This is a genomic window from Streptosporangium sp. NPDC023963, assembly GCF_040639135.1.
GTDB lineage: Bacteria > Actinomycetota > Actinomycetes > Streptosporangiales > Streptosporangiaceae > Streptosporangium.
The window spans coordinates 84,997-110,388 of record NZ_JBEZZK010000013.1; the positions used below are offsets into that span (position 1 = coordinate 84,997).

Here is a 25,392-nt window from a genome sequence, read left to right on the forward strand (position 1 = left end):
CGCGGACTTGAAAACCAGCTCGGCGCCCTCGGCCTCGTTTTGAACTGCGCCACGCTCTGGACGACCGTCTACCTGGACGCCGCCATCCGCCAGCTCAAAGCCCAGGGCTACCCCGTCCGTGAGGAAGACATGGCTCGGCTGTCACCGTTCGTCCACTCCCACCTCGGCGTCCACGGCACCTACACCTTCGCCCTGCCCGACCTCGAACCCGGCGCCATCCGCGACCTGCGTGACCCGGACGCCACCGAGGACGACGACGAGATCTGACCAACACGGGGCGCCGTGTTGGGTCGGACCGGGGCGCCCTGCCCCGAGCCTCGGGCACTCAAGCAACCACAGTTGACTATTCTCGAAATAAGCAACTAAGGTTGCCTGCATGCCGGCACAAGACGCTCCCGTACCCCAGGATCCCGCCGACGCGCTCGCGGCGGTCGCGGCGCTGCGGCGCCTGGCCGACCAGATCGAGGACGCCGCCGTGGAGCAGGCCATGCGCGCCGGGTGGGGCTGGCCGGAGGTCGCCGAGGCACTCGGCGTCACCCGCCAGGCGGTCCACAAGAAGCACGCCAAGCGACTCATCGCCGCCGGCGTGACGCTGAGGAGACGACAGTGAGCACGATCGACCATTACATCAACGACATCATCGCGCGGGGAGCGGCCGAGGCGCGGGAGGAAGGCTCTGCCGCCACCGAGGCCCACCACCTCCTGCTGGCCATCGCCGCCGTCGAGGGCACCGCCGCGCACCGCGTGCTGACGGCGGCGGGGCTCGGGCGGCAGGCGATCAGGGACGCGCTGGACCGGGAGTTCGAGCACAGCCTCAACGCGGTCGGGGTGTCCCTCGCCGCCTACGACCTTCCGAAGCCCTTCCGCAACCCCAAGGATCACCCGAAGCCCGGCGCCTCCGCCCGGCTCGCACTCGAACGCGGCTTCGCCGCCGCCAAGGGCAAGAAGGACCTGCGTCCTGCCCATCTGCTGCTCGGCGTCCTGAGCGCCGACGTCGGTACCGTGCCGCGCGCGCTCGCCCTGGCCGGCCTCGACCGGGCCAGCCTAATGGATCTCCTCCAGGAGACGCTCGTGCGCGAAAGCTGGTAACCAGCACCCCTGTCCCCACGCTCCGGCCCGGTTCGGGCCGCGATGCGCCATGCCCTCGTGCCGGGCTTGCGCCGGCATGGGCTCCGGCACGAGGTCATCTGATCACGAAGAGAGGTCATTTCATGACGAAGAGCAACGGCATCGTGCTCGACGTCGACGGGCTGCGCATGCGCTACGGCTCGCTCGACGTCCTGCACGACGTCACGTTCCAGGCCCGCCACGGCGAGGTTCTGGCCTTGCTGGGGCCGAACGGCGCGGGCAAGACCACCACGATCGAGATACTGGAGGGCTTCCGCGTCCGGTCGCAGGGCCGGGTCTCGGTGCTCGGCGCCGATCCCGCGCATGGCGACGAGCAGTGGCGGGCCAGGCTCGGGATCGTGCTACAGTCCTGGCGCGACCACGGCAAATGGCGGGTACGCGAGTTCCTCGCCCACCTCGGCACCTACTACGCCCCCTACGCCGTCCCCGGGATCTCGCGGCCCTGGGACCCCGACGAGCTGATCGAGAGAGTCGGCCTGACCGAGCACGCCGGCAAGAAGCTCAAGACACTCTCGGGCGGCCAACGGCGCAGGCTGGACGTCGCGATCGGCCTCGTGGGGCGCCCCGAGGTGCTGTTCCTCGATGAGCCGACCACCGGCTTCGACCCGCAGGCCAGGTCCGACTTCCACGCTCTCGTACGCGACCTGGCCGATGCCCGCGAGACCACCGTCCTGCTCACCACCCACGACCTGGGCGAGGCCGAGAAGCTGGCCGACCGCATTCTCGTGCTGAACGGCGGCCGGATCGTCGCCGACGGCACCGCCGCCGAGCTGGCACGGCGGATCGTCGGCGAGGACGAGGTGCGCTGGGTGCGCGACGGGCGGCGTTACGTCGAGCGGACGCCCGACTCGACCACGTTCGCCCGCGCGCTGTTCGCCCGCCACGGCGACGACGTCCGGGAGCTGGAGGTCCACCGGGCCTCGCTGGAGCAGACGTACCTGGCGCTGGTGCGCGAGGCCGAGGATGCGGCCCGATGAACGCGACCGTACTGCGCGCGGGCTGGTCCCGGGGCCTGATCGAGCTGCGGCAGTCGTTCACCAACGGCGCCGAGCTGTTCTCCCACTTCCTGTGGCCCGCCCTGATGGTGGCCACGCTGTTCTTCATCCGGGACCTGCCGGTCGGCGCTCTCCTGCTCGGCGCCGTGGCCTTACCCGGCATCCTCGGCATGAACGCCGCGACCGGCGTGATCGGCATGAGCCAGCAGCTCACCGCCGACCGCGAGGACGGCACGCTGCTGCGTGCCAAGGCGACCCCGCACGGGATGCCCGCCTACCTGATCGGCAAGGTGATCTCGGTGTCCGGCGGCCTGCTCGCCGACCTGATGATCTTCCTCGTGCCCGCCGTGCTCCTCGTCGAGGGTCTGCGGATCGGCCCGCAGTCCTGGCCCGGTCTGGCCTGGGTACTGGCGCTCGGCCTGGTCGCGACCCTGCCCATCGGTGCGGTCCTGGGCTCGATGTTCACCACTGCCCGCGCCCAAGGACTGGTCCAGCTACCGTTCCTCGCTGTGATCGGCATCTCCGGCATCTTCTACCCGATCACCGTACTGCCCGAGTGGCTGCAGTGGATCGCCCAGATCTTCCCCGTCTACTGGATGGGGCTCGGCATGCGGTCGGCCCTGCTACCGGACGCGGCGGTCGTCGTCGAGATCGGCGCGTCCTGGCGACACCTGGAGACCGCCGGAGTGCTGGGCGCCTGGGCGCTGCTCGGCCTGCTCATGGCGCCGGTCGTGCTGCGGCGGATGGCACGCGGGGAATCCGGCTCGACAGTGGCGGCACGCCGTGAGCGTGCCCTGCAGCGGATCGGGTGAAGGCCATGACCGTCACGACGGTGACCAGCCGATCCCTGGCTCCGGATCTGGCCCGGGGCGTGATGTTGCTGGCGATTGCGGTGGCGCACTTGGGCTGGTGACACGTTCGTTTTCGCTGCCGATCCACCGACGTCAACCGGCAGCGCCCATTGACGTCCTCGCTGCCGACAACAAGACGATCTTCCGTAGCCGTGTCCGGATGTTCATCTAACGAACGTTTGACGAACGCAACCGAGAACATCCGGCCGAACGGGGATCTCCGTGTGCCGTGTCCGGTTCGGATGTTCATTTTGCCGTTCATTTCGGCCGTTCTTTGCTACCGTTCACATACCTCGCATGAGGCGTTTGATGAACGGAGGTGCTTCGTGATGGCGCTCATCGGCCTGGTCCGGGTCAGCACCGACAAGCAGAACACCCAGCGACAGCACCACGCCCTCGATCCAATCTGCCTGAAGGTCATCGAGGAGAAGGCCAGCGGCAAGCTCGCCACCGCCGACCGGCCCGACCTGCTCACCGCGCTGTCCTACATCCGCGAGGGCGACCTGCTGACCGTCCAAGAGGTCGACCGGCTCGGCCGCAACCTCCTGGAAGGACTCATCGTCCTCAACGACCTGTTCCAGCAAGGCGTCGGCGTCAAGGTCCTGGAGGGCATCGCGGTCGGCGAGCACACTGAACGCTCCTTCATCCTCGACCTGGCCCTCGCCCTGGCCGAGGACCGCCGCCGCGACATCGTCCGCAAGACCAAGAACGGCCTGGAGACCGCCCGTAAGCAAGGCAAGGTCGGCGGCCGCCGACCCGTGGTGGACGACGACAGGCGCGCCGCGATACTCGACCGCCGCCGGCGCGGGGAATCCATCCGCACCATCGCTGCCGGGGTGAAGGTCTCCGTCGGGGTCGTCCACAAGACCCTCGCAGAGGCCAAGGCCTCATTCGATCCCGCAGCAGACGAAGACTGACCCGCCACCCGCATCAGAACGGCCAGTCACGGTAAGAGCCGCCCGCCGGGCTCCTTATCGTGACTGGCCGCTTGGTTGCTGCTCAAGCCCCGTGGCGCGCTCCGTCGAACCGGATGCCGTGCGGGCCGCCTTCTTCCGGTGGCTGCGCATGCTGGAGACCGCGACAACAGCCGTCATCAGCCCCATGCCGACCGTGAAGCTGACGGCTATCGGCCACCTGAAGACGAAGTCCTGTCCGGCCTCGGTGTCGAACCACATGTAGAGGAGGCTTATCAGGAAGCCTCCGACGGTACCTACCACGAGGCCGAAAAAAGCCACTCGCGACAAAGGAGTCCCGTTTTCTCGCATGTCCATGAGACCGAGAAGACCATATCGCCATAAGCGAGCTCGACGATCGTTCATGTCAATCCCCCTTCGTTCGCCGAAAAGCCGGACCCCGTTGTGATCGCGCTGTTCGAGCCGTACCTCTACCTCTTCAAGGCGACCGGAAACATTCCGGGCCGGCGTGCCACCGGCCTGGTCCGTCGCACGAATCCGTTGAACAGGGCGATTCACCCGGCGTCGGTGTCAAAAATCTTGGAGGGCGCGGTCCGCGCGCTCGCGGAGGAGTTCCCGCCCTCGCCCGACCCGGGCGGGCGCGACGGAACGTGCGACCGCGACGCGAGGGCGGGGTTTCGCTGGTTTCGCCAGACTCCGTCCGGGTGCGGGCGGGGCGGATCGGCGGCCGATCCCAGACACGCCGGTGACCCGGGGCCCTTTCACGGGCCACGCCGTCGCCGTGTGTGATGAAGTCTCTGCGATCCGTAACGGCCTTGTCGCCGAAGACGCGGGTGCCGTGGCACCCGACCGCAGAAGGAGAGGCACATGCGAAGGACACTCATCGCCGCCGTGGTGGCGCTGGGCACAGTGACGAGCACGGTGGCGGGCGGCGTGACGGGCACGGTGGCGAGCACGGTGGCGGGCGGCGTGACGGGCAGCGCGCCGGCGATGGCCGGGCGCAGGCCCGGCGTCGACGTCATCGGGCTCACCGGCGACCAGCGCCTGGTGGGTTTCGAGATCCGCTCCCCCGGCCGCACCCGCGACCTCGGCAGGGTCCGCGGGCTCGCCGGCGACACCGCGCTCGTGGGCATCGACTACCGCGTGCGCAACGGCAAGCTCTACGGCGTCGGGAACCAGGGCGGCGTCTACACGCTCAGCGGGCCGGCCAGGGCGGTCAAGGTCTCGCAGCTGACCGTGCCGCTGAGCGGCGTCGACTTCGGCGTCGACTTCAACCCCGCCGCCGACCGGCTGCGCGTGATCAGCGACACCGGGCAGAACCTGCGCCACAACCTCGACGACCCGACGGGCGCGCCGGCCGCGGGGCAGACCGTGGCCGACGGGCCGCTGACCGGCCCGCAGACCGCCCCGGCGGCCGGTCCGCCGGGCGACCCGTCCTTCGCGCCGGTCGTCGCGGAAGCGGTCGCGACCGGCGTCTCGGGCGCCGGATACACCAACAACGACCTCAGCCCGGCCACCGCCACGACGCTCTTCGACGTGGACACCGCGGCCGCCCGGGTGAGCCTGCAGTCCCCCGCCAACGCGGGCACGCTGGTGGTGACCGGCAACCTGCGCGTGGCCGCGACCGGCGCGGCGGGCTTCGACGTCCACAGCTCGCTGCGCAACGGCGTCACCGTCTCCAACAGCGCCTTCGCCGCGCTGAAGGTCGGCGGGCGCTACGGGTTCTACGGCATCAACCTGCTCACCGGCGCCGTCAACTACAACTACGGCCTCTTCCCCGCCAACCGGCAGGTGCGCGACATCGCCATCCGGCTCGACCGCGGCTGAGGGGGTCAAGCTGCCGCCGCGGGCGAAGAGGATCACCGGCCAGAAGCCGGTGAAGGCCGACGACATCGACATGGGCCGCCGCCTCGGCCTCGATCTGGCGGCCCGGTCGATATCGCCCCTCGGGGTCACTCTGATCGGGAGTTTGCTCGATGGACGCGCCCTCCCGTGGAGCGGGACGTCGTGGTGCCTCAGGTCGGGGCGATCCTCTTCAGGATCTGCCTGCGAAGCTCGGGCCACCCCCTGCCCAGGGCGTTCCTGGCGGGCACGAGCACCTCGAAGCCGTCCCGTACGAGCAGGTCGCCCGCTTCCCTTACGAGCGCGGTGACGGCGAGCCTCGCCGCGATCGCCGCCTGCCAGCGCATCCAGCCGCGGTCCTCCTCGCGGGACTCGCCGCCGGGCCGGTCGAACCACTGCTTGCCGAGCCGGATGTTCTGCTCGACGATCCCCGGCATCAAGGCGGTGACCGTTGCGGTGTCCCGGTCGGCCGCCGCCCGCGTGGCCTTGGCTACTTCCGGCCATTGAGTGAAATATCGCTGGATCATGCGATCGGCGATGAGCTTGCAGATCCAGCGACGATGGGGGGCACCTGTCGCGATCAGAGCCTCATGGAGCTCCGGGTCGACGTCGCGCAGCGAGAGGGCGTCCTCGACCAGCCGGTCGGCGAGGAGCGCGCGTTGCCGGCCTTGGAGCAGGTCCCCGCCCAGCCGCAGGCCACCGGCGATCTCCACCACGGCCATGGCGGCGGCTCGCTTGAAGCGCCGCTCGCTGCTCGGGGAAGCGGTGAGGACACGCAGCACGTCCCCCAAGGCGTCCGGCGCGTCGCCGTAGACCGCCTGCTCCATGCAGAAATGGGGGTAGTCGACCAGCACCCGCCCGTCGACGGCGTACGCGAGTTTCTCGCCCCCACGCGGGTGCCATGAAACGTGCCACAGCCGCGCGTCCCGGCTCAGCCGGCGCAACCAGTCCGAACGGCGTTGATGGATGCCGCCGCGCTCCAGCACGCGGAAAAGGCCGTCGCCACCGGTGATGAACACCTCAACGGTGGGAAACAGGTCACTCTCCCGGAAGTCCACGTCGCGAAATTCGGGAAACGCGCCGAACGTCTCGCAGGCCAGTTGCTCGATCGAACGGGTTTCCCCGGTCCTCTGGATGACGGACCAGCCGAGCCCGCCGTTCGACAGCCAGATGTGTTCGTCCAACAGGTCCAGGTAGTGCGCGACGACGTCATCGGCATCCATGCGCTGCTCCTGTGCGAGGGTCGGCGGTCAAAGGTGCTGACGGGGTGAAGGTGAGTGTCTTGTTCGCGTACCCGGACAACCCCGGCCTTACCGGCCGGTGCTGCTCAGGACCCGCTGGAGGATTTCGGCGAGGCGGCTCAGATCTTCCGGGCCACAGCCGGCGAACGGGGTCTCGGCGAGCGTCACGTCGATGACGCGCTCACGCACCCGCCGACCCCGCTCGGTCAGCACGACAACTCGAGAACGCCGGTCGCCGGGGTCCACGGCACGCTCGACGTACCCGCGGTCGGTCAGCTGGTTGACGACGAAACTGAGGTTGGGCGCGTTGCAGAACAGCCGGCCCGCCAGCACCCTCATCGACGGTGCGGACTCCTCGGGATCGATCGCCCACAGGGCCTGCGCGGTCGCGTGCGTGAGCCGGAGCTCCTCGAGTGCCTTGGCGATGCGGTCACTGGTCAGCATGAAGACCTCATGACTGGCCCGCACCACCTGCTCCAGCGCCTGGTTCGTCATGCCTGGAGGATAGCAGTTTGTTTCGAGGCTCGAAGCTGTTAGCCTGCTTTTGCTTTGAGACTCGAAGTAAATGGAGTTGGACGATCATGTACAGATATCGCGGTGTCACCGCACTCGTCACCGGCGCGTCCAAGGGACTTGGCGCGGCCTACGCGCACGAACTCGCACGGAGAGGGGCTCACCTCGTGCTCGTGGCCCGCTCCGGCGACGCGCTGCGCAGGGTCGCCGATGAGATCCGCGAGGCGCACCAGGCCGACGTGGACCCCGTGACGGCCGATCTCACCGAACCCGACGGGGTGACGGGTCTGATCGCGGAACTGGACCGGCGGGGCCGTACCGTCGATCTGCTGGTCAACAACGCGGGCGCCGGCGCCGTCGGCCCGTTTCTGAGTTCCTCGCTCCGGCGGAACGTCAGCTCGGTCGAGCTGAACGTCACCGCCCTGATGAGCCTGACCCACGTGCTCGGCGGCCGCATGGTCGAGAGGGGGAACGGTGGAATCATCAACGTGGCCTCCACGGCCGCCTTCCAGCCGATGCCGTACCAGGCCGGCTACGCGGCGACGAAGGCGTTCGTGCTGTCGTTCACCGAGTCGCTCGCCGAGGAGCTTCGCGGCACGGGAGTCCGTGTCATGGGAGCCCACCCCGGAGCCACCGACACGGGATTCTTCGACGGCACCTCCGCCACCATGAACCCGGCGTTCACCGACGCGCCGGAAGGCGTCGCGGTCAAGACCCTCGACGCCTTCGCCAAAGGCGCCGTCAACTCCTACCCGGGGCGTGCGGTCAACAGGGTGGCGACGTGGGTCCCTCGCGCGCTGCCCCGCACCACGGTCACCCGGCTGACCGGGCACCTGAACCGGAGACTGGGCCTGCACCGTGCCCGCGAGATCGACCCTTCGGGGCGTTGAGGCCGGCCAGGGCCTCCACCCGGGTCTGTGCGATGAGCTCCGGAGCAGGCCCGCCCGGCAGCTCCAGCTCGATGTCGTGACGGCGCGGTTCCCCGGCGATCGCCGGCGGCTCGGCGGCCCAGCCGCTTCATCTCGCTCACGGTGAAGACCACCCGCCGGTACGGGACCGCGCTCTTGATCGTGCGCGCGTCCGTGCCGCTTCCCTCAATGTCCATGCCGCTTTCCTCGGATCGAGCCGCCGAGTCCGGGGGCGGATCACTCGGATCGTGCGGTCGGCTCTGCACGACGCGGAGGGGACCTGGTTCGCCAAGATCGCGGCCAGGCTGGATGCGGAGACGACCGGCCGCGTGCTGGCCCTGGTGGGCGACGAGCTCGCTGGCGATGCCACCGAAGGAGACAGTGGTGGCCTCGAGGAAGCCGGCGACGTCGACGGGCTCGACGACGGCTAGGCGTACTGACTCGGGAGGTTAGGGACGCGGCTGGCGGGTGGTTGGCCGTTGAGCGCGGTGCCAGAACGCGGCGGCGATTCCCTCGGCCTGGCGCTCGGCGCGCGGCTCCAGCTCGTACTCCGCGGCCGCGGCCAGAACCGCGAACATGAACCGGCCCTCCTCGGTACCCAGATCAAAGTTCTCTGTCAGCGACACCACGGTGATGCCCCGGTCGCGCAGCTCGTTGACCGTGGTCAGCACGTGCCCCGCCGAGCGGCCCCACCGGTCGGACTTCCAGAACTTCAGCGTGTCGCCCGCCTTGGGCAGCGTCAGGAGTGCCTCCCGTTCCGGCCGCGCGACCCCGCGCCTGCCCGACTCCTTCTCCATGACCAGCTCGTCGTAGCCGCTGGCCGCCAGGGCGTCGAGCTGGAGTTGCGGGTTCTGATCACGCGTCGAGACACGCGCGTACGCCCAAACGGTCACCGGCTGCCTCCGGCGGTGTCCAGAAACTAAGGGCGTTCAGCCCCACAGCCCTGGAACCTTCGACGTGACCCGGATCGAGGACTTCGGGACCCGGCCGCCGGCGAATGCAGGTAGACATACGCGACCCCTCATCGCTCGGTGTCCATCAGCTGCGTGAACAGACCCCGCCGGACGTGCCGGACGGGGTCGTGGTGTGCGGTGAGCCTTCAGGCCAAAAGTCCCAGGGGTTCGGGTGCTCCCCGGGCCTGACGGCCGGGCGGTGGCCATGTCGTGGCGCGCGTCGGAGCTGTCACCGGCATCATGCCGATGGCCACTGCCGCCGTCCTGGCCTGGTCAGCTTGCGGTCTGCCCGCCGCAGAACGCCGCCTTGACGAGCCCGTCCAGCAGCTTCGGATAAGCGGCGAGGTCGAATGCGGCGTCGCCGGTGGTCAGCGAGGCGGTCAGGGTCTTGCCGCCGTCGGGCGAGCTGTACATCAGCGCCGCGTAACCCGCCGGAGGGCTGCCGTTGTGGTTGAGAACGGTGCCGCAGGCCGGACCCAGGTCCTTCACGAACATCCCCAGACCGTAGTGGCCGTAGAGGGGGTCGCTCTTCGGGTGCGGCTCGCGCATCTCGGCCAGCAGCTTGGCCGGCAGGAGCTTGCCGCCGTTCAGCGCGGCGAAGAACGTCTGGAGATCTTTGGTGGTCGAGATCATGTCACCGGCGCCTGCCAGCAGGGAGGGGTTCTGGCGGGAGACGTCGGTCACTTTCCACTGGCCGGCGTCCTGATAGCGGAAGTAGCCGTGGGCGTACGGGTTGGGCAGCTGTGTCCGGTTGCCCGGCACCACGGTGCCCTTCAGCCCGAGCGGCCTCACGATCCGCCGCTTCAGCTCCGCGTCGAACGAATGGCGGGTGACCTTCTCGATCAGCAGCCTGGCCAGCGTGTAGTTGGTGTTGGAGTAACTCCAGTCCTTCCCCGGCGCGAACTTCACCGGCTTGGACAGGGCGAACCGCACCAGCTCCTGTGGCCGGTAGGAGTGGAACCGGTTGTCCAGCCACTCCTCGCCCGTCGCGGGGAGACCGGGCACCCATGTCCCGTCGGGGTCGAGGTCGCCGGTGTAGTTGAACAAGCCGCTGGTGTGCTGCAGCAGCATTCGCACCGTGATCCGCCGGTCCAGCCCGAACTCGGGCAGGTAACCGGCCACCGGGGCGTCCAGCCCGATCTCGCCCTCGGCCACCAGTTGCAGCACCACGGTCGCGACGAAGGTCTTGGTGACGCTGCCCACCCAGAAGTGCCCGTTCGCTGGCGGCTTCGCGCTCGCGCCCAGCTTGCGCCGCCCGGCGCTGCCGGCCCACTCGCCCCGCTCATCGTTCACGCGTACCTGCACACCGAGGAGACCGGCATCGATGAACGCCTGGACGGCCTTCTGCAGCTCCGGGCGGTCCTGCCCGGGAGCGTCCTTCGACATGACCGCGCTGCTGTCCGCGGCGGCCGCACCCGCCGTGGCCACCGCGGGTGCGATCGTCCCGGCCAGCAGCCCGGCCGCCAGCGCTGTGACCGCCACCGGCCGGAAGACGGTGTGCCGGCGCCTCGGCGCGCCACCGTCACGGCGCATCGTCCCCATCGCTTCGGCCTGCGTCTGACCGCCCCGGCTGACCAGCCCGGGAATCCGCCCGGACTCGACATGCCGTGCCAGCATCTCGCGCAGTCTGCGCAGCCCTGCTGCGGAGAAGCCGTGGTTGCCTTGTTCCATCATGAGTGTCCTCATCTACAGTGTTCGATCCACAGTTTTCGATCTTGCGAGCCACGTCTCGGCATGGCGCTCATGGGCAGCCGTCAGCGACGCACGAGGGCCGGGAGCGAGGTCGGCGTGGCCGGTTCGCAGCCCCGAGGGCGGTAGTCGCTGAACCGTTCATCGCATCCACCATCGCCGGCCGCGCTGATACCGGGCCGTCACCGGGCTGACGCCGCCACTGACACGCGGCGGGAAGTAGCCGGCCGTACATGACCCCGTGGCCGCTTAGTGCAGACAGCCGATGAAAGCGGTGCCCTGTCGACGGCCCCGGGGCGCGATGTGCTGTGTCGTTATCAGAGAGTCCTGCCGTCGTCTGCGGTGTCTTCGCCGGCGGCGCGCGATGTCGTTGATCAGCCGCTTGCGCTTCCGGGCCGGGGCGTAGCCACCTTCGAAGTGGTTCTTGACGAACGCCTCGGCGAACTCCACCGGGTCGTCCCCGACGATCTCAAGGAAACTCCAGGTCTTCCAGAACTCTCGGTCATCTACTTGCCCATGGAACACCTCTTCCAGCTACCTAGCGTTGCTGACTACTGGTAGAAAGTATCACTGACTACTGGTACTTAGCAACACGGAATAGCTGAAGCGCAAGCCAGGACCGCCCACGCGTGACGGCGGGCGACCCGATCGCCAAGAGCCTGCCGAGGGAGGTCACACCGTCGCCCCGGCCTGCGCGACCGCACCGGTATCGGATCGTTGGCCAGCCACCGCATCATCGTCTGCGGCTACGCCTCCCCGGTCCCATACCGTCCGCTCACGCGGCCCAGCTCACGTGTCCTTCTGGTCGTCAGCCAACGCATGAGCGCACGCTGTAGGCGGGTGCGACTCCCGATGTTTTGTCATCGCCCGCTTCAGCTTTCGCCTGACACGTTCACCTAATTTTTTCGGGTCGGACGCGCTGGCCAGGAGCGCAGCGTCGTGCCAGTCCGCATTGCTGTTGCTGAAAAGATAGGCAGCCAGCGCCTTGCCTTCCTGCGGCGTGAAGTCGGCTATCAGCTATGAGTCAGCGGCGCGGTCCTCCGAGGCTCTGGGTCTGGATGTCGAGGAGCTGGATCTGCGCGACCGGCGGGTCCGGGTGGAGCTGCCGCCGGCCGATGTCGACGCGGGCAGCGGGAAGGCGCGGCTGTCCTATCGTCGGGCGGCCGAGCTGTTCGAGAGCGCCACCGGTGGCTGGACACTGCACCAACTCCGGCACTCGGCGCTGACCCGCGCGGCCGAGGACGGCGCGAAACCCCAGAACGAACAACATGTCCGGTCCAGGAGCGATGATCGCGGTCACGGTGAACAGCGCAAGCAGATGTTGGCGACAGGATCGTCCTATATGTGATGTATGAGGTGAACTTGCTTATTCGGGGTGCGAAGGCGGGGTGAATCGGAACGAGGAAGAGAGCCCCGCTGCGTGACTGTCCGTCACTTGTAGTCGTTCTCGGTCAGAGGCACGACGTACGCCCGGCGCTCGCGGATCAGACCATCGCGCATCACGAATACCTCGCCCATCGCGGCGCGCATCACGGTGCCGTCCTTCTGGAGTGCTTCGAGGGCCATCTCCGCCATGACGACGTCGTTCTCCTCGACCATCCGCGTGATCGTCACCTTCGGGGGAACGCCGACCGGGTCCGGCCCTTCGATGTTGGCGTCGTAGGCCTCCTTGCCGGTGATCCGGTAGTGGCCGAACACGGTCCACTCGATGTCGTCGGTCAGGCACGACAGGATTTGCTCGTGGTCGGACTTGTTGAACCCGTCGATGTACCGCTCGACGGTCTGCTTGTTCGTGTCCTGGCTGACAGCGGACATGATCTCTCCCTGGTTTCTCGTTGTTCGCTGATCGGTCGGCGCCGGTCGAGCATTCTTGACATGCCGCCGGAAGAAAGTTCGCAGCAATGCGCCCGAAGGTCTGCGGACCGGATGGCCTCAAGGGGAAACAACCAAGGTCAGCGTGGCCTTCGCTGCCTCGCATTGTGCGCCGGGAACGCGCCGCGCCCAGGCGGGACCGAGATCACGGTGCGGGGTTGAGTGGGCAGAGCCCGTCGGGCATCTCGGGGAGCTGGAAGGAGTAGCGGCCCAGCATGTCGATGTGGTGCCGCACGAACGGCGACAGCCGGGCCACGTCCTCGTCTCGCACGTCGCTTCGGATCGCCGCGAGTTTTATGTTCTGTCCTGTGTACTGACCGCCGTTGCCCCTTTCCGGCTTACTCGGTCTGCCCTCCAACAGGGGCAGGTGAGGTCGCCGGGTGGCCCGGGACATCCCGGGCCACCCATGGTGTCCTACGGCATCGGCCGGCAGGGCGGTGTCTGGAAGAGCACGCCGTCGAGGAAGTTGCCGGACGCGCCCCCGCCCGCGGATGACACGGCCTGGAAAGAGAAACGTGTCGTGGTCTGTCCGGCCGGGACCAGGTAGGTACCCGAGTACTGTCGCCAGTCGGCAGCCCCGCCCGCCGGCGCCACCGACCGTTCCGTTGCCGATCAAGCCCCGTGACGCCGTACGCGAAGATCCAGGGTCTTCCCAGCGCCGGAGCGGGGCGATATGACAGGGAGGCGCCGTATGTCGGGGGGCGGCACGGCCATCGGACGTCGCGACGGGGAGACCACCATGACCGTACAAGTGATCATCGAGGCGGTCGGCCGGACGGAGCTGGCGGCCGAGCGGGTACGGGAGGTGGCCGCGGCCCACCCCGACGTGCTCGCCCACCTGGAGGGCGCCGACGCCGGGCGGCTGATCGTAGGTCCCGCGGTGGCGCTCGGCCACGACCCGGACGAGAGCGCCCCGTTCCGGGCGGGGGTGTTCGACCCGGTCTCCAACCGGGGGGTCGAGCTGCGCGGGACCCTCGACAGGCCCGAGGAGGCGCAGGTGCTGCCCAGCGCCCACCGGCCCAACCCGCGCCACGAGGAGCTGAGGGCCGCCGCGGCGGTGCTGCGCGCCGACGAGCGTTTCCCCGCCGGGGAAGGTGTGCTGGTCTACCAGCCGATGCCGCCGCTGGCCGACCTGGACAACCCCGACGGCACCACCACCCGCCGCCCCACCCTGGGCGTCTACGACCCCTCGGGCGCCACCCGGCACCGCGTCGTCGCGGTGGACGTGGCCGGCGGCGTCGTCGACTGGTCTCCCGCCGGGGTCGGCGTCGCGATGCACCACCCGGGCGACTGCGAGTCGCACCTGCCCGTCCCCGTGGAGAGCCTGCGCGACCGGGGCGGCCCCGACCAGGTGCGGCTGCGCGTGGTCGACGGCACCACCGAGCTGTGGAACATGATCGTGGTGCGGCCGCGCGCCTCGACGCCCATCAACCCCGGCGACGGCTCGGGGGTCGAGCTGCGGGACGTGCGCTACCGGGGCAGGCTCGTGCTGCGCCAGGCGCACGTGCCGATCCTCAACGTCCAGTACGAGGAGGACGGCGTCACCTACCGAGACTGGCAGTACGAGGAGACCCGCTTCTCGGCCACCGGCACCGAGCCGGTGGGCTGGGGGTGGCGCGTCTGCACCGGGCCGCCCCGGACCATCCTGGAGCGGCCCGACAACGACGCCGGCAACTTCCAGGGCGTGGCCTTCCACCACGACGGCGGCGAGCTGCGGATCGTCAGCGAGCTGGCGGCCGGCTGGTACCGCTACGCCTCCGAGTGGCGCCTGACCGACGACGGCACGATCAAGCCGCGCTTCGGGTTCGCCGGGGTGCGCAACCCGCGCACCTGCATGCGCCACCGCCACCACGTCTACTGGCGCTTCGACTTCGACGTGGAGGGGTCGGCCAACGACGTGATCGAGCAGTTCGACGACACCGGCTCGACCGTTCCCCAGGCGGTGCCGATCGTGCGGGAGGTCGCCCGCAAACGGCGCCACCCCGCCCTGTACTGGCAGGTCACCGACAAGGCCAGCGGCAGGGGATGGCGGATACACCCCGGCGAGCACGACAACACCACCGACCCCTACGGCGTCGCCGACCTGTGGTTCCTGCGCCACCACCCGGCCGAGCTGTACGACGGCAACACCGGCCCCGACAACCGGGCGATGCTGAACCGCTTCGTCAACGGCGAGAGCGTCAGCGCCACCAACGTCGTCGTCTGGTACGCCGGGCACTTCCGCCACGATCAGAACGACCCCGAGCCCCACCAGGGGCACGTCGTGGGCCCGGACCTGATTCCCGTCACCTGACCGCGGGCCGGCGGAGACGTCGAATAGCCTGGGAGCCGGCGCGAGCGGGCGGCGATCCGGTGATCCGGTGATTTCGCGATCCGGTCGCGGGCGGATGTCCGGTGGGGCCCCGCGGCTCCGACGTCTCCGGTGCCGGGCGCCACGGCGGCGCCGGCGGAGAGGAAGACACCATGAAGTACATGATCCTGATGTACGGCTCGCAGCGGGACTACGACGCCATGGCGGGCAAGGACGGCGACCGGCCGGCCCTGTCCCCGGAGGACTTCGCGCCGATGCACGCGTTCATGCAGGCGTTCTCCAGGGACCTGGAGGAGTCCGGCGAGTTCGTCGAGACGCGGGGGCTGGCCGCCCCGGTCCACACCCGCAGGGTGGGGCTGAAGGACGGTGTCCCGGTCGTGACGGACGGCCCCTACGCCGAGACCCAGGAGGTCCTGGCCGGCTACTGGATCGTGGAGTGCGAGAGCTTCGACCGGGCGACCGAGATCGCCGCCCGCCTCGGGGAGTGCCCCGCCCCCGGGGACCTCGCCGCCAACTCCTACGCCGACGTACGGCCGGTCGAGGAGTTCCAGGGCGAGCCGGCGATCTGATCGTCTCCGTGCCCGGCACCGAGTTCGAGGACCTGCTGCGCCGCCTGGCGCCGCAGGTCCTCGGCGCGGTGGTACGGCGCTACGGGCATTTCGACGCCGCCGACGACGCGACGCAGGAGGCGCTCCTCGCCGCCGCCACGCAGTGGCCGAAGGACGGCGTCCCCGACAGCCCGCTGGGCTGGCTGATCACGGTCGCCTCGCGCCGGCTGACCGACCTGCTGCGCGCCGAGCAGGCGCGCCGGCGCCGTGAGGACACCGTCGCCCGGTGGGCGCTGCCCGGCCAGTGGCTCGCGCCCGCCGCCGACCGGCCCGCCTCGGAGTCCGACGACACGCTCATCCTGCTGTTCATGTGCTGTCACCCCTCGCTGTCGGCCGCCTCCCAGATCGCCCTCACCCTGCGGGCGGTCGGCGGCCTGACCACCGCGGAGATCGCCCGGGCGTTCCTCGTGCCGGAGGCGACCATGACAAGGCGCATCACCCGGGCCAAGCGCAGCGTCAAGGACAGCGGCGTCCCGTTCGGCATCCCCTCGGGCCCCGAGCGCGCCGAACGGCTCCGCGTGGTCCTGCACGTGCTTTACCTGATCTTCAACGAGGGCTACGCCAGCACCTCGGGGCCGAACCTGCAGCGCGTCGAGCTGTCGGCGGAGGCGATCCGGCTGACCCGGATGGTCCACCGGCTGCTGCCCGGCGACGGCGAGGTGACGGGGCTGCTCGCGCTCATGGTGCTCACCGACGCGCGCCGTCCGGCGCGTACCGGGCCGGACGGCGCGCTGGTCCCGATGGCCGAGCAGGACCGGAGCCTGTGGGACGCGGAGGCCGTCGCCGAGGGCGTGGCGCTCATCACCGGCGCGCTCCCCCGGGGCACGGCCGGCCCGTACCAGCTGCAGGCGGCGATCGCCGCGCTCCACGACGAGGCGCCGAGCGCCGAGGCGACCGACTGGCCGCAGATCACCGCGTTGTACGAGCTGCTGATGCGGATCTCCGACAACCCGATGGTGGCGCTGAACCACGCGGTGGCGGTGGCCATGGCCCGCGGCCCGCACGCCGGGCTCGGCCTGCTCGATCCGCTCGCGGCCGACGGGCGGATCGCCGGGGACCACCGGCTGCACGCGGTCCGCGCGCACCTGCTGGAGATGGCCGGTGATCACGTTGCGGCCCGTGACCACTACCGGGAGGCGGCCCGGCGCGCGACCAGCCTGCCTCAGCAGCGCTACCTGCACGCCAGGGCGGCACGTCTGGCGGGCGGGCACGACACCCGCTGAGCGAGGCCGCCGGCGTCTCGGCGCGCACGCGGGCCGGACCTGCCGTCAGGGGCGGTCCGGACGGGATCCGTGCGCGAACCGCACGGTGACGGTCAGGCCGCCCTCGGGGCGCGCGCCGGTGGTGAGGGTGGCGTGGTGGGCCTGGGTGACGGCGTTGACGATGGCGAGTCCGAGGCCGTAGCCGTCGCGGCGGCCGTGGCGTTCGGGCGCCAGTCTCTGGAAGGGGTGGAGGAGGCGCTGGATCTGGTCGCCGGGGATGACGGGCCCGCTGTTGGTGACCGTGAGGGTCACCTGCCCGCCGGAGGTCCGGGTGGTGACCTTCACGTGCCCGTCCGCGTGGTTGTGGCGGATGGCGTTGTCGACGAGGTTGGCGACGAGGCTCTCGATCAGTCTCGGGTCCCCGGTCGTCACCGCGGGCCTCAGGTCTCCGGCCAGGTCGACGCCCGTCTCCGCCGCCTGGTCGCGGCGGGAGTCGAGCACTCCTGCGACGATGTGGGCGAGGTCGAGGGTGTCCCGGCGGGTGACGCCGCGCTCGCTGGTGGCCAGAGCGAGCAGTGCCTGGACGAGCCGCTCCTGGTGTGCGCCCAGGGCGAGGGCCTCCTGGCAGGCCGAGCGCAGGGCGTCGGCGTCGGCGTCGGGATCGGCGAGGGCGACCTCAAGGAGGGTGCGCAGGCCGGCGAGAGGGGTGCGCAGCTCGTGGGAGGCGTTGGCGACGAAGTGGCGTTGGGCGTCGAAGGAGGCGTGCAGGCGGGCGAACAGGTCGTCGAGGGTGTGGCCGAGCTCGGTCAGCTCGTCCGTGGGCTCGCCGAGATCGAGGCGCCGGTGGAGGTTTCCGGCGGAGATGACCTGGGCGGTGGCGACGACGGCGCGCAGCGGGCGCAGGAATCGGCCGGCGACGAACCAGCCCAGAGCCAGGGCGAGGGGAACCAGCAGGACCAGGGCGACGGCGGATCCCGCCAGGAGCTGGGGCGGGCCGATTCCGGGCCCGGTGTCGGTGATCGCGCCCGATGAGGGACGGCCTTTGGGGGTGGCCGCGTCGATGCCGGCGAGCGGGACGGCGACGAACACGACCACCAGGACCCCGGCGGCGTAGATGCCCGCCGCGTAGGCGAGCGCGAGCCGCGTCTGCAAGGACCTTCTGGCGAGCTTGCGGGAGGTCACGACGATCCGATGCGGTAGCCGCCCTCGCGGATGGTCTCGATCACCGGCGGGTCACCGAGCTTGGCCCGCAACCGGTGCACGGTGTGCTTGACGGCACTGCTGAAGGGGTCGGCGGCCTCGTCCCAGACACGTTCGAGCAGTTCCTCGGCGGAGATGACCACGCCGGGCACGGCGAGCAGGCATTCGAGCAGGGCGAACTCCCTGGGACTCAGCTCGAGGCGCCGGCCGGCCCGGAACGCGGCACGGCGGGCCGGATCGAGGGTGATGTCCCCGCATGTCAGGGTGGGCGGTAGCGGCGGGATGGCGCGGCGGGCCAGGGCACGGACGCGGGCGACCAGTTCGGCGAACGCGAACGGCTTGGGCAGGTAGTCGTCGGCGCCGAGGCCGAGCCCGTCGACGCGGTCCTCGATCGTGCCGGAGGCGGTGAGCATCAGCACGCGGGTCTCGCAACGGCCTTGGGCGAGTCGCCGGCAGATCTCGTCCCCGTGGACACCGGGCAGGTCGCGATCGAGGAGCACCACGTCGTAGCGGGTGGCGGCCAGGCGGTCGAGGGCGGAGGTCCCGTCCAGGACGACGTCGACGGCCATGCCCTCGCGGCGCAGCCCGGTTCCGATGGAGCGGGCGAGGACCTCGAAGTCCTCGACGACGAGGACCCTCACCGCCGCTCACCGCCGGGAGCCGTGCGGACAGGGCGGCCGGAGCGGCCGACGGGTCGAGATGCCATGGGCCAACGATGACAGATCCCCGGTTCCGGCCAGGTCGCGGCCGCCGCGACCCGGCCGGGACCGGGGGCCGCGTACAACCGTCGGCATGAGTTCATTCACGCCTCACCGACCCGGCCGGAGGGCCGGCCGGGACGGCTTTCCTTGGTTGCTGCGCGCGCAGTGGGCCACGTTCCGCTCCTCGCGGGGCCGGGTGCTCACCCTGGCGGCCTCCGTGCTGGTCACCGTGTCGCTCGGGCTGCTGATCGCCGGAGGCGCCCGCAGCACCTGCGTGACCTCGCAGGGCGAGGGCCCCTGTCCCGCGCCCCTGGTGGGACCCGACGGCACGGCGGTGAAGGACAGGTACTACTTCGTGCACCAGCCGCTCAAGGGGAACGGCGACATCACCGCCCGCGTCTCGGACATGACCGGGCAGATGCGGCTGCCGGACGCCGTACCCGGGGTGCGCAACGTCAAGGAGGGGGTGGTGCCGTGGGCGAAGGCCGGGCTCCTCGTCAGGCAGAGCCTCGCGCAGGGCACGCCGTACGCCGCCGTCATGATCACCGGTGGCCACGGCGTGCGGATGCAGCACAACTTCATCCACGACGTGGCCGGCGGTCCCGTGCGGGGGCCCCGGTGGCTGCGGCTGACCAGGTCGGGCGACACCCTCACCGGCTACGAGTCGGGCGACGGCAGGACGTGGACCGAGGTCGGCACGGTCACGCTGCCCGGGCTGCCGGAGACGGTCGAGATCGGGATGTTCGCCACCTCGCCGGGCGTGTTGTGGGAGATGGCGAAAGCCTTCGCCCAGGCCACCGCCACCTTCGACCAGATCAGGCTGCGGGGCGCGAACGGTTCGTGGCGGCGTGACGACGTCGGCGTCTCCCTGGGGCCCGACGGCAGGACCCCGCACCACCCGGGCGGGGTCGTCGAGTCCGGCGGCAAGCTCCTCGTGACCGGGAGCGGCGACATCGGGCCCGCCACGGTGGAGGGCGGCCTGCGCGCCGACCTCATGCTGGTCGGCGGGGCCGTGGGGCTGATCCCGGTGCTCGTGGTGGCGGTCTCGTTCGTCACGGCGGAACGCCGGCACAGGCCGATCGGGACCGGCCCGCCCGCCGGGCCGCCTCCCGCGCGCCTGCTGGCGGCCAAGGCCGTCGTGGTCGGCGCGGTCGCGTTCGTGACGGGGCTGACTGCCTCGGGGGTCGTGGTCCCCGCCGGCCTGGCGCTGTTGCGGGCCAACCAGAACCCGATCCAGCCGATCACCCCGGGTACCGGGCTGCGGGTGATCGTCGGCTACGCGGCGCTGACCGGGGTCGCCGCCGTGCTGGCCCTGGGCCTCGCCGCGCTGGTCAGGCGGGGCGTCGTCGCCGTCGGGCTGGCCGTCGGGCTGATCGTCGTGCCCTACCTGCCGGCGACCGCGGGCCTGGCGCCATGGCTGCTGATGATCACCCCTGCCGCCGGGTTCGCGATCACGCAGAGCGTCCCCGCGTTCGCGCATGTGGACGTGGACCGGTCACTGCTCGGCGGCTACTACCCGCTCCCGCCATGGGTGGGCTTGGCGGTGACCTGCGGATATGCCGCCCTCGCCCTCGGGGCGGCGATGGCCGTCCACCGCGGGAGGGCGCCGCGTCAGGTTCCGCTCCCCCGAAGGTAGGGAACCGGCGGTTTCCAGGGTGGCGCCGGCCGATCGGCCGCTGCCCAGGGGCGGAGGCCGCCGGGTCCGGGGCTCTCAGGCGGACCTGTCGCGGCGCTCGGGTCCGCGATCGGGGTGGCGGCGCGGCACCGGCGTCGGGTTGACGTTGCCGAGCACGGTGTCGCGGTCGATCACGACGCGGGCCACGTCCTCGCGGCCCGGTACCTCGTACATCACGTTGAGCAGGATCTCCTCGAGGATCGCGCGGGTCGCGCGGGCGCCGGTGCGCCGCAGCAGCGCCTGGTCGGCGATCGCGCCGACGGCCTCCTCGGTGAACTCCAGCTCGACGCCGTCCATCTCGAAGAGCCTGCGGTACTGCTTGATCAGGGCGTTGCGCGGTTCGGTGAGGATCCGCACCAGCGCCGCACGGTCCCGGGCTGGAAGAGGGGGTCAGAGAGTCACGAGCAGCGACGCCAGGCGCCAGGTGCCCGGGTCGGGCGCGCGTCCCGCGTTCTCCGGGGCGAGGGCCAGGCCGGGAAAGCGGCTCAGCAGCGCCGTGAGCGCGACCTCGGTCTGCACGCGGGCCAGCGAGGCTCCCAGGCAGAAATGCGGCCCGTGGGCGAATCCGAGGTGTCCGGCCGTCGCGGTGGCCCGGCCCAGGTCGAGCAGGTCGGGGTCGGCGAACGCGCGCGGGTCGCGGTTGGCGGCGGCGATCGCGGCGGTGACGGGCTCGCCCTCGCGCACCAGCGTGCCGTGCAGCTCGACGTCCTCGCGCGCGTAGCGGGGAATCGACAGCAGCGTGGGACCGCACCAGCGTGTCAGCTCCTCGACGGCGCGTGGCATGAGCCCGGCGTCCTCGCGCAGCGCGGCCAGGTGGCCGGGGTGGGTGAGCAGGACCTCCACGGCGTTGGCGATGAGGTTCGTGGGCGTCTGCCCCGCCAGGACCAGGTGCCAGACCATGGTGACCAGCTCGGTGTCGCTGAGCCGGTCGCCGTCGTCGGCCTGGGCGCGGATGAGGTCCGACAGCAGGTCGTCGCCGGGTTCGGCGCGCCGGCGCGCGACCGCCGCCCTGGCGCCCTCCATGATGCCCGGGATGGCCTCGGCGAACCTCTGGCCGCCGCCTCCCACGACGGTGGCGCCGTACTCGCGCCAGCGCGGGCGGTCGGCGGCGGGAATGCCGACCAGCTCGCAGATGACGTCCATCGGCAGCGGCCGGGCGAAGTGCCCCAGCAGGTCCACCACGCCGTGCTCGGCCTGCTCGGCCATGCCGGGCAGGCCGTCGAGCAGGGCGTCGACGATGGGCTCGATCCGCGGCCGGAACTCGGCGGCGCGGCGCGCGCTGAACGCCGGCGACACCAGCCGGCGCAGCCGCAGGTGCTCTGGCCCGTCCATCTCGCTCATGGTCCGCATGTAGGGCAGGCAGTCCTCGGGCACGTCGGGCCGCATGAAGCTGGCGGCGTTGATCTCGAAGCGCGGATCGCTCAGCATCGCCCTGACGTCCTCGTGCCGGGTGAGGGCCAGCATCGGGCCGAAGCCCGGGGCCACCAGCCGCGCCAGCGGCGAGATCTCCCTGGCGCGCCCGTACGCGGCGAAGGGGTCGCGCAGCACCTCGGCGTCGGTGAGGTGGATCTCGGGAACCTCCGGGACCTCGGGGACGTCGCTCATGTCCTGGCCGGCAGCGGTCATGAATCCTCCAGAATTTCAGATGATGTAAACAGATGATCTCGTCATCTGAGTGGTCACGGTATCTTGGATCGGGATCGACGGCAACGCGACGACGAGGAGGGCGATGACCCGGCTCAGCAGGGCGCAGCTGCAGGAGCGCAACCGCGCCAGGGTGCTGGCCGCGGCCGCGGAGGAGTTCGCCGAGCGCGGCTTCCGCGACGCGAAGATCGACGCCATCGCCGAGCGCGCCGAGCTCACCCGCGGCGCGGTCTACTCCAACTTTCCCGGCAAGCGGGCCCTGTACTTCACGGTCCTGGCCGACCTCGCCGAGCGCGCCCCCGAGCCGCCGAACCCGGAGCCGAGCCTCACCCCCCGCGAGGCGCTCGGCGCGCTCGCCCGCGCCTGGCTGGCCCGGCTCCCCCTGACCACCGACGAGCGGCACGGCCTGGCCAGGATCGGCGTGGACCTGATGCCGGAGATCCTCGCCGACGAGCGGACCCGGCGGCCGTTCGCGCAGCTGACGAAGCTGAACGCGATCCTGCTCGGGCTCGCCCTGGAGCGCCTGCGCCTGCCCGCCACCCCCGACGGCCGCCTGATGCGCGTGGCCGAGGCCACGCTCACGACCCTGCACGGCGCGAGCCAGCTGGCCGCCGCCGCCCCCGGCTTCACCGATCCCTTCACCATCGTCGGCGCCTGCGAGCGGCTCGCCGGCCTCGACCTCGACGACAGGTGGCCGTCCACGCCGTGGATCCCGCGGGCCCGGCCCGCCGACGAGGCGTGGTCCCCGCCACCGGCGGTGGACGCGGTACGCGGCGAGCCCGCGCGGCTCACCGGCGACGGCGGCGACGGCGTGGTGGCGATCCTCGGGCTGCACCGGCTCGAGGCCGCCGAGGAGGCGGTACGGGCCGCACCGGCGGGTGCCGCGATCACCGCCGTCCTGGTCACCGGCGACCCCGACGAGCTGGCACCGCTGGCCCGGCTGGCCGTCGCCGACTTCCGCGGCTGCCTGCGCCAGGCGTTCCCGCCCTCGGCGTGGCCGCGCCTGCAGGTGGTGCTGGACGACTCGGGCGCCCTGGCCGCGGCGGCCGGAGTCCCGGCCGTCAGCGACGCGACCGAGGCCGCCGTCCGCGTCGAGGCGGGCCGGATCGTCGTGCGCGCCGACGGCCGCGGCGCGTGCCACACGGCCGCCTCGACGCCGGGCGGGGCCGTGGCGGGCGAAGAAGGCGGGCGGTCCGCGCCGGCGCGGCCCCCGACACCGGCCCCGGGACGATGAGGCCGCCTGACCCGGTGTGCTGAAGCCGGCGCCGGGCCGCCGGAGATCCTCGGGCCCCCGGCCAGGGGATTCGCCGGCTGACGCATCATGTACGGTCATCTGTGACCTTTTCTCCCGCTTCCTCCGTCCGGCGAGGCTGATGCCCTCCCTTGATGTCGTCCAGTGGGTCATCCTGCTGGCCGCCCTGTTCCTGGTGGGCTTCTCCAAGACCGGCGTCTCCGGTACCGGGACGGTGGCGATCGCCCTGTTCGCGCTCGTGCTGCCGACGAAGGAGTCCACCGGCACGCTGCTGCCGCTCCTGCTCGTCGGCGACCTGGTCGCCGTGGCCTCCTACCGGCGCCACGCCGACTGGCCGAGGCTGATCAGGCTGTTCCCGTGGGTCGCCCTGGGCGTGGTCGCCGGGGCCGTGGTGGTGCGCTGGGTCGACGACGCGCAGATGAGACGGCTCATCGGGGCGATCCTGCTGGTGATCATCGCCGTTCACCTGTGGAACCGGCGCCGGGCGCCGGAGGACTCGCTCGCCCACCGCCGCCCGGTGGCCGCCCTCGCGGGCGTCTTCGCCGGCTTCGCCACCATGACGGCCAACGCGGCCGGCCCCATCATGGCCATCTATCTCCTGGCGGCGGGCCTGCCGATGCTGGGCTTCCTGGGTACCAGCGCCTGGTTCTTCCTGACGATCAACGCCTTCAAGGTGCCGTTCAGCGTCGCGCTGGGCCTCATCACCCCCTCCTCCCTCGTCTTCGCCGCGTTGGGCGCCCCCGCGGTCCTCGCCGGGGCCGCGATCGGGCGCGCCGTCATCGGCCGCATCGACCGCACGCTCTTCGAACGGATCACGCTGGGACTCACGCTGCTCGCCGCGGTGCGCCTGCTGCTTTGACGTCCCGCCCCTGCCACCCCTCGGGATCGCGGGCCAGGACCGTCCGGCCGCCGTCGACGGGCACGGTCGCGCCGGTGATGAAGGCCGCGTCGTCGGAGAGCAGGTGGACGATCGCGGCCGCGACCTCCTCGGGACGCGCCACCCTGCCGATCGGATGCAGCAGGGCCATCTCCCGCTCCACCCGGGCGGCCTCGGCCGGCTCGCGCGAGCCGAGGAACTCCGCGTAGCGCTCGGTGCCGACCGAGCCCGGCACCACGGCGTTGACACGGATCCCCCGCGGCCCGTACTCGACCGCGAGCGCGCGGGTCATCCCCTCGACGGCCGCCTTGGCCGTCACGTACGGCAGGCAGCCCACCACCGCCTGCCGGGCCTGGTGGGAGGAGACGTTGACGATCGCCCCCGGCGTCGCGGCGGCGAGGAAGCGGCGCACGGCGGTGGCGCACCCCACGACGGCCCCGTCGAGATTCAGCGCGATCAGGTCGAGCCCCTCCCGCGCGGTGGCGGAGTGGATCGAGGCGTCCCTGAAGACGGCGGCGTTGTTGACCCATCCGGCGAGCGGGGCGAGCCCCTGGGCGACGTCGGCGGCGCGCCCGGCGACGGACTCGTCGGCGGCGTTCCCCACCACGGCGGCCAGGCGCGACCCCGCGGGGTGGCGGTCCGTCCAGGCCAGGGCCGCCGGATCGAGCTCGACGGCGACGACGGAGCCGCCGTCGCCGAGGAGCCGCTCGGCCACCGCCCTGCCGATGCCCCGGCCGCCACCCGTCACCACGTACGAACGGTTCACGTTCTCCACCTCTCCGCGGACCGCCACGGATCCGCGCTCGCGCCGGTCACGGCGACCGGCGAGTGACCCGGGGGCGCCCGCTGTCATCCGGCTCGCGCCGGTCCCCGAGGGCGCGCCCGGCTCCGGTCACCGTGACCGGCCGCGGCGCCCGCGGGGCGGCCCCGCGCGAGAGCGCGCCTTCCCCGTGCCGGGGCCTCCACACGCCGGGGGCGATCCGCGTGATCGCCGCCGGCGGGATGGGCGGCGCCGG

At 71.3% G+C, this 25,392-nt stretch carries 26 protein-coding genes and 2 pseudogenes; 16 read left to right on the forward strand and 12 right to left on the reverse strand.

The window, feature by feature from the left end; all coding sequences use genetic code 11:
• Positions 1 to 24 precede the first annotated feature (24 nt).
• The 6 genes and pseudogenes from AB0F88_RS31325 to AB0F88_RS31350 form a co-directional block, all read left to right on the forward strand.
• Positions 25 to 267, forward strand: a pseudogene (locus AB0F88_RS31325) (Tn3 family transposase); the annotation flags it as partial.
• Between the two features lie 109 nt (positions 268 to 376).
• Positions 377 to 610, forward strand: a complete 234-nt coding sequence (locus AB0F88_RS31330; protein WP_279779539.1) for a hypothetical protein — start codon at positions 377 to 379, stop codon at positions 608 to 610.
• Positions 607 to 1,089, forward strand: a complete 483-nt coding sequence (locus tag AB0F88_RS31335) for a Clp protease N-terminal domain-containing protein (protein WP_362692166.1) — start codon at positions 607 to 609, stop codon at positions 1,087 to 1,089. The genes AB0F88_RS31330 and AB0F88_RS31335 overlap by 4 nt, the downstream gene beginning before the upstream one ends.
• A 122-nt stretch (positions 1,090 to 1,211) precedes the next feature.
• Positions 1,212 to 2,105, forward strand: coding sequence for an ABC transporter ATP-binding protein (locus AB0F88_RS31340; RefSeq protein ID WP_362692169.1), 894 nt, complete (start codon positions 1,212 to 1,214; stop codon positions 2,103 to 2,105).
• The gene (locus AB0F88_RS31345; RefSeq protein WP_362692172.1) at positions 2,102 to 2,935 is read left to right on the forward strand and encodes an ABC transporter permease; all 834 of its coding nucleotides are present in this window, start codon (positions 2,102 to 2,104) and stop codon (positions 2,933 to 2,935) included. The genes AB0F88_RS31340 and AB0F88_RS31345 overlap by 4 nt, the downstream gene beginning before the upstream one ends.
• Before the next feature lie 368 nt (positions 2,936 to 3,303).
• Positions 3,304 to 3,891, forward strand: a complete 588-nt coding sequence (locus tag AB0F88_RS31350; protein WP_362692175.1) for a recombinase family protein — start codon at positions 3,304 to 3,306, stop codon at positions 3,889 to 3,891.
• A 54-nt stretch (positions 3,892 to 3,945) separates the two neighbouring features.
• On the opposite strand, the gene AB0F88_RS31355 is transcribed toward AB0F88_RS31350, so the two are convergent.
• On the reverse strand, positions 3,946 to 4,245 hold the full coding sequence (locus tag AB0F88_RS31355; RefSeq protein ID WP_362692178.1) for a hypothetical protein: 300 nt from the start codon (positions 4,243 to 4,245) through the stop codon (positions 3,946 to 3,948).
• Between the two features lie 510 nt (positions 4,246 to 4,755).
• Between AB0F88_RS31355 and AB0F88_RS31360 the strand changes: the two genes are divergently transcribed.
• A complete protein-coding gene (locus AB0F88_RS31360) occupies positions 4,756 to 5,715 on the forward strand; it encodes a DUF4394 domain-containing protein (RefSeq protein WP_362692181.1) in 960 nt (319 codons plus the stop codon).
• Between the two features lie 188 nt (positions 5,716 to 5,903).
• Here the strand turns inward: AB0F88_RS31360 and AB0F88_RS31365 are convergent, their stop codons facing one another.
• Both AB0F88_RS31365 and AB0F88_RS31370 read right to left on the reverse strand, forming a co-directional pair.
• Entirely contained in the window at positions 5,904 to 6,953 is a 1,050-nt protein-coding gene (locus tag AB0F88_RS31365) for a hypothetical protein (protein ID WP_362692184.1), read from the reverse strand.
• Between the two features lie 87 nt (positions 6,954 to 7,040).
• Positions 7,041 to 7,466, reverse strand: coding sequence for a MarR family winged helix-turn-helix transcriptional regulator (locus tag AB0F88_RS31370; protein WP_362692188.1), 426 nt, complete (start codon positions 7,464 to 7,466; stop codon positions 7,041 to 7,043).
• 86 nt (positions 7,467 to 7,552) lie between these two features.
• Here AB0F88_RS31370 and AB0F88_RS31375 point away from each other — a divergent pair, with 86 nt between their 5' ends.
• Complete coding sequence (locus AB0F88_RS31375) at positions 7,553 to 8,374, forward strand: SDR family oxidoreductase (protein ID WP_362692191.1); 822 nt, start codon at positions 7,553 to 7,555, stop codon at positions 8,372 to 8,374.
• Positions 8,375 to 8,640: 266 nt separating this feature from the next.
• Complete coding sequence (locus AB0F88_RS31380; protein ID WP_362692194.1) at positions 8,641 to 8,823, forward strand: hypothetical protein; 183 nt, start codon at positions 8,641 to 8,643, stop codon at positions 8,821 to 8,823.
• Positions 8,824 to 8,841: 18 nt separating this feature from the next.
• Here the strand turns inward: AB0F88_RS31380 and AB0F88_RS31385 are convergent, their stop codons facing one another.
• Positions 8,842 to 9,285, reverse strand: a complete 444-nt coding sequence (locus AB0F88_RS31385) for a recombinase family protein (protein WP_362692197.1) — start codon at positions 9,283 to 9,285, stop codon at positions 8,842 to 8,844.
• 333 nt (positions 9,286 to 9,618) lie between these two features.
• The gene (locus tag AB0F88_RS31390; RefSeq protein WP_362692200.1) at positions 9,619 to 11,031 is read right to left on the reverse strand and encodes a serine hydrolase domain-containing protein; all 1,413 of its coding nucleotides are present in this window, start codon (positions 11,029 to 11,031) and stop codon (positions 9,619 to 9,621) included.
• 1,003 nt (positions 11,032 to 12,034) lie between these two features.
• Between AB0F88_RS31390 and AB0F88_RS31395 the strand changes: the two genes are divergently transcribed.
• On the forward strand, positions 12,035 to 12,382 hold the full coding sequence (locus AB0F88_RS31395; RefSeq protein WP_362692203.1) for a hypothetical protein: 348 nt from the start codon (positions 12,035 to 12,037) through the stop codon (positions 12,380 to 12,382).
• Between the two features lie 83 nt (positions 12,383 to 12,465).
• On the opposite strand, the gene AB0F88_RS31400 is transcribed toward AB0F88_RS31395, so the two are convergent.
• Positions 12,466 to 12,849 (reverse strand): nuclear transport factor 2 family protein, encoded by a 384-nt coding sequence (locus AB0F88_RS31400; protein WP_362692206.1) that lies wholly within the window; start codon positions 12,847 to 12,849, stop codon positions 12,466 to 12,468.
• Between the two features lie 202 nt (positions 12,850 to 13,051).
• On the reverse strand, positions 13,052 to 13,177 hold the full coding sequence (locus tag AB0F88_RS31405; protein WP_362692209.1) for a hypothetical protein: 126 nt from the start codon (positions 13,175 to 13,177) through the stop codon (positions 13,052 to 13,054).
• Positions 13,178 to 13,645: 468 nt separating this feature from the next.
• Here AB0F88_RS31405 and AB0F88_RS31410 point away from each other — a divergent pair, with 468 nt between their 5' ends.
• From AB0F88_RS31410 to AB0F88_RS31420, 3 genes are all read left to right on the forward strand, one after another.
• A complete protein-coding gene (locus AB0F88_RS31410; RefSeq protein ID WP_362692212.1) occupies positions 13,646 to 15,199 on the forward strand; it encodes a hypothetical protein in 1,554 nt (517 codons plus the stop codon).
• Positions 15,200 to 15,369: 170 nt separating this feature from the next.
• Entirely contained in the window at positions 15,370 to 15,786 is a 417-nt protein-coding gene (locus AB0F88_RS31415) for a YciI family protein (RefSeq protein ID WP_362692215.1), read from the forward strand.
• Positions 15,786 to 17,048 (forward strand): DUF6596 domain-containing protein, encoded by a 1,263-nt coding sequence (locus AB0F88_RS31420; protein WP_362692692.1) that lies wholly within the window; start codon positions 15,786 to 15,788, stop codon positions 17,046 to 17,048. Before AB0F88_RS31415 ends, AB0F88_RS31420 begins: the two co-directional genes overlap by 1 nt.
• Before the next feature lie 45 nt (positions 17,049 to 17,093).
• Here AB0F88_RS31420 and AB0F88_RS31425 read toward each other — a convergent pair whose 3' ends face one another.
• Together AB0F88_RS31425 and AB0F88_RS31430 are read right to left on the reverse strand one after the other, a co-directional pair.
• Positions 17,094 to 18,209, reverse strand: a complete 1,116-nt coding sequence (locus AB0F88_RS31425) for a HAMP domain-containing sensor histidine kinase (RefSeq protein ID WP_362692218.1) — start codon at positions 18,207 to 18,209, stop codon at positions 17,094 to 17,096.
• Positions 18,206 to 18,868 (reverse strand): response regulator transcription factor, encoded by a 663-nt coding sequence (locus AB0F88_RS31430; RefSeq protein ID WP_362692221.1) that lies wholly within the window; start codon positions 18,866 to 18,868, stop codon positions 18,206 to 18,208. The genes AB0F88_RS31425 and AB0F88_RS31430 overlap by 4 nt, the downstream gene beginning before the upstream one ends.
• 151 nt (positions 18,869 to 19,019) lie before the next feature.
• On the opposite strand from AB0F88_RS31430, the gene AB0F88_RS31435 reads away from it, so the two are divergent.
• Entirely contained in the window at positions 19,020 to 20,564 is a 1,545-nt protein-coding gene (locus AB0F88_RS31435) for a hypothetical protein (RefSeq protein ID WP_362692225.1), read from the forward strand.
• 75 nt (positions 20,565 to 20,639) lie between these two features.
• On the opposite strand, the pseudogene AB0F88_RS31440 reads toward AB0F88_RS31435, so the two are convergent.
• Both AB0F88_RS31440 and AB0F88_RS31445 read right to left on the reverse strand, forming a co-directional pair.
• Positions 20,640 to 20,975: pseudogene (locus tag AB0F88_RS31440) on the reverse strand (ATP-dependent Clp protease ATP-binding subunit ClpX); the annotation flags it as partial.
• Positions 20,976 to 20,993: 18 nt separating this feature from the next.
• Positions 20,994 to 22,229 carry a cytochrome P450 gene (locus tag AB0F88_RS31445; protein ID WP_362692228.1) on the reverse strand — a complete coding sequence of 412 codons (1,236 nt, stop codon included), beginning with the start codon at positions 22,227 to 22,229 and terminating at the stop codon, positions 20,994 to 20,996.
• Positions 22,230 to 22,332: 103 nt separating this feature from the next.
• Here AB0F88_RS31445 and AB0F88_RS31450 point away from each other — a divergent pair, with 103 nt between their 5' ends.
• Together AB0F88_RS31450 and AB0F88_RS31455 are read left to right on the forward strand one after the other, a co-directional pair.
• On the forward strand, positions 22,333 to 23,481 hold the full coding sequence (locus tag AB0F88_RS31450) for a TetR/AcrR family transcriptional regulator (RefSeq protein ID WP_362692695.1): 1,149 nt from the start codon (positions 22,333 to 22,335) through the stop codon (positions 23,479 to 23,481).
• Between the two features lie 139 nt (positions 23,482 to 23,620).
• On the forward strand, positions 23,621 to 24,358 hold the full coding sequence (locus AB0F88_RS31455) for a sulfite exporter TauE/SafE family protein (protein ID WP_362692231.1): 738 nt from the start codon (positions 23,621 to 23,623) through the stop codon (positions 24,356 to 24,358).
• Here AB0F88_RS31455 and AB0F88_RS31460 read toward each other — a convergent pair.
• Positions 24,324 to 25,142, reverse strand: coding sequence for an SDR family oxidoreductase (locus AB0F88_RS31460; RefSeq protein WP_362692234.1), 819 nt, complete (start codon positions 25,140 to 25,142; stop codon positions 24,324 to 24,326). The two genes, AB0F88_RS31455 and AB0F88_RS31460, sit on opposite strands and share 35 nt — an antisense overlap.
• Positions 25,143 to 25,392: the final 250 nt, after the last annotated feature.

Excerpts from the sequence above, each read along its gene's own strand:
- AB0F88_RS31330 (WP_279779539.1), top strand. The coding sequence starts at position 377 with ATGCCGGCACAAGACGCTCCCGTACCCCAGGATCCCGCCGACGCGCTC.
- AB0F88_RS31365 (WP_362692184.1), bottom strand. The coding sequence starts at position 6,953 with ATGGATGCCGATGACGTCGTCGCGCACTACCTGGACCTGTTGGACGAA.
- AB0F88_RS31415 (WP_362692215.1), top strand. The coding sequence starts at position 15,370 with ATGAAGTACATGATCCTGATGTACGGCTCGCAGCGGGACTACGACGCC.
- AB0F88_RS31450 (WP_362692695.1), top strand. The coding sequence starts at position 22,333 with ATGACCCGGCTCAGCAGGGCGCAGCTGCAGGAGCGCAACCGCGCCAGG.
- AB0F88_RS31435 (WP_362692225.1), top strand. The coding sequence starts at position 19,020 with ATGAGTTCATTCACGCCTCACCGACCCGGCCGGAGGGCCGGCCGGGAC.
- AB0F88_RS31355 (WP_362692178.1), bottom strand. The coding sequence starts at position 4,245 with ATGGACATGCGAGAAAACGGGACTCCTTTGTCGCGAGTGGCTTTTTTC.
- AB0F88_RS31345 (WP_362692172.1), top strand. The coding sequence starts at position 2,102 with ATGAACGCGACCGTACTGCGCGCGGGCTGGTCCCGGGGCCTGATCGAG.
- AB0F88_RS31370 (WP_362692188.1), bottom strand. The coding sequence starts at position 7,466 with ATGACGAACCAGGCGCTGGAGCAGGTGGTGCGGGCCAGTCATGAGGTC.
- AB0F88_RS31350 (WP_362692175.1), top strand. The coding sequence starts at position 3,304 with ATGGCGCTCATCGGCCTGGTCCGGGTCAGCACCGACAAGCAGAACACC.
- AB0F88_RS31400 (WP_362692206.1), bottom strand. The coding sequence starts at position 12,849 with ATGTCCGCTGTCAGCCAGGACACGAACAAGCAGACCGTCGAGCGGTAC.
- AB0F88_RS31455 (WP_362692231.1), top strand. The coding sequence starts at position 23,621 with ATGCCCTCCCTTGATGTCGTCCAGTGGGTCATCCTGCTGGCCGCCCTG.
- AB0F88_RS31360 (WP_362692181.1), top strand. The coding sequence starts at position 4,756 with ATGCGAAGGACACTCATCGCCGCCGTGGTGGCGCTGGGCACAGTGACG.
- AB0F88_RS31340 (WP_362692169.1), top strand. The coding sequence starts at position 1,212 with ATGACGAAGAGCAACGGCATCGTGCTCGACGTCGACGGGCTGCGCATG.
- AB0F88_RS31445 (WP_362692228.1), bottom strand. The coding sequence starts at position 22,229 with ATGACCGCTGCCGGCCAGGACATGAGCGACGTCCCCGAGGTCCCGGAG.
- AB0F88_RS31375 (WP_362692191.1), top strand. The coding sequence starts at position 7,553 with ATGTACAGATATCGCGGTGTCACCGCACTCGTCACCGGCGCGTCCAAG.
- AB0F88_RS31390 (WP_362692200.1), bottom strand. The coding sequence starts at position 11,031 with ATGAGGACACTCATGATGGAACAAGGCAACCACGGCTTCTCCGCAGCA.
- AB0F88_RS31410 (WP_362692212.1), top strand. The coding sequence starts at position 13,646 with ATGACCGTACAAGTGATCATCGAGGCGGTCGGCCGGACGGAGCTGGCG.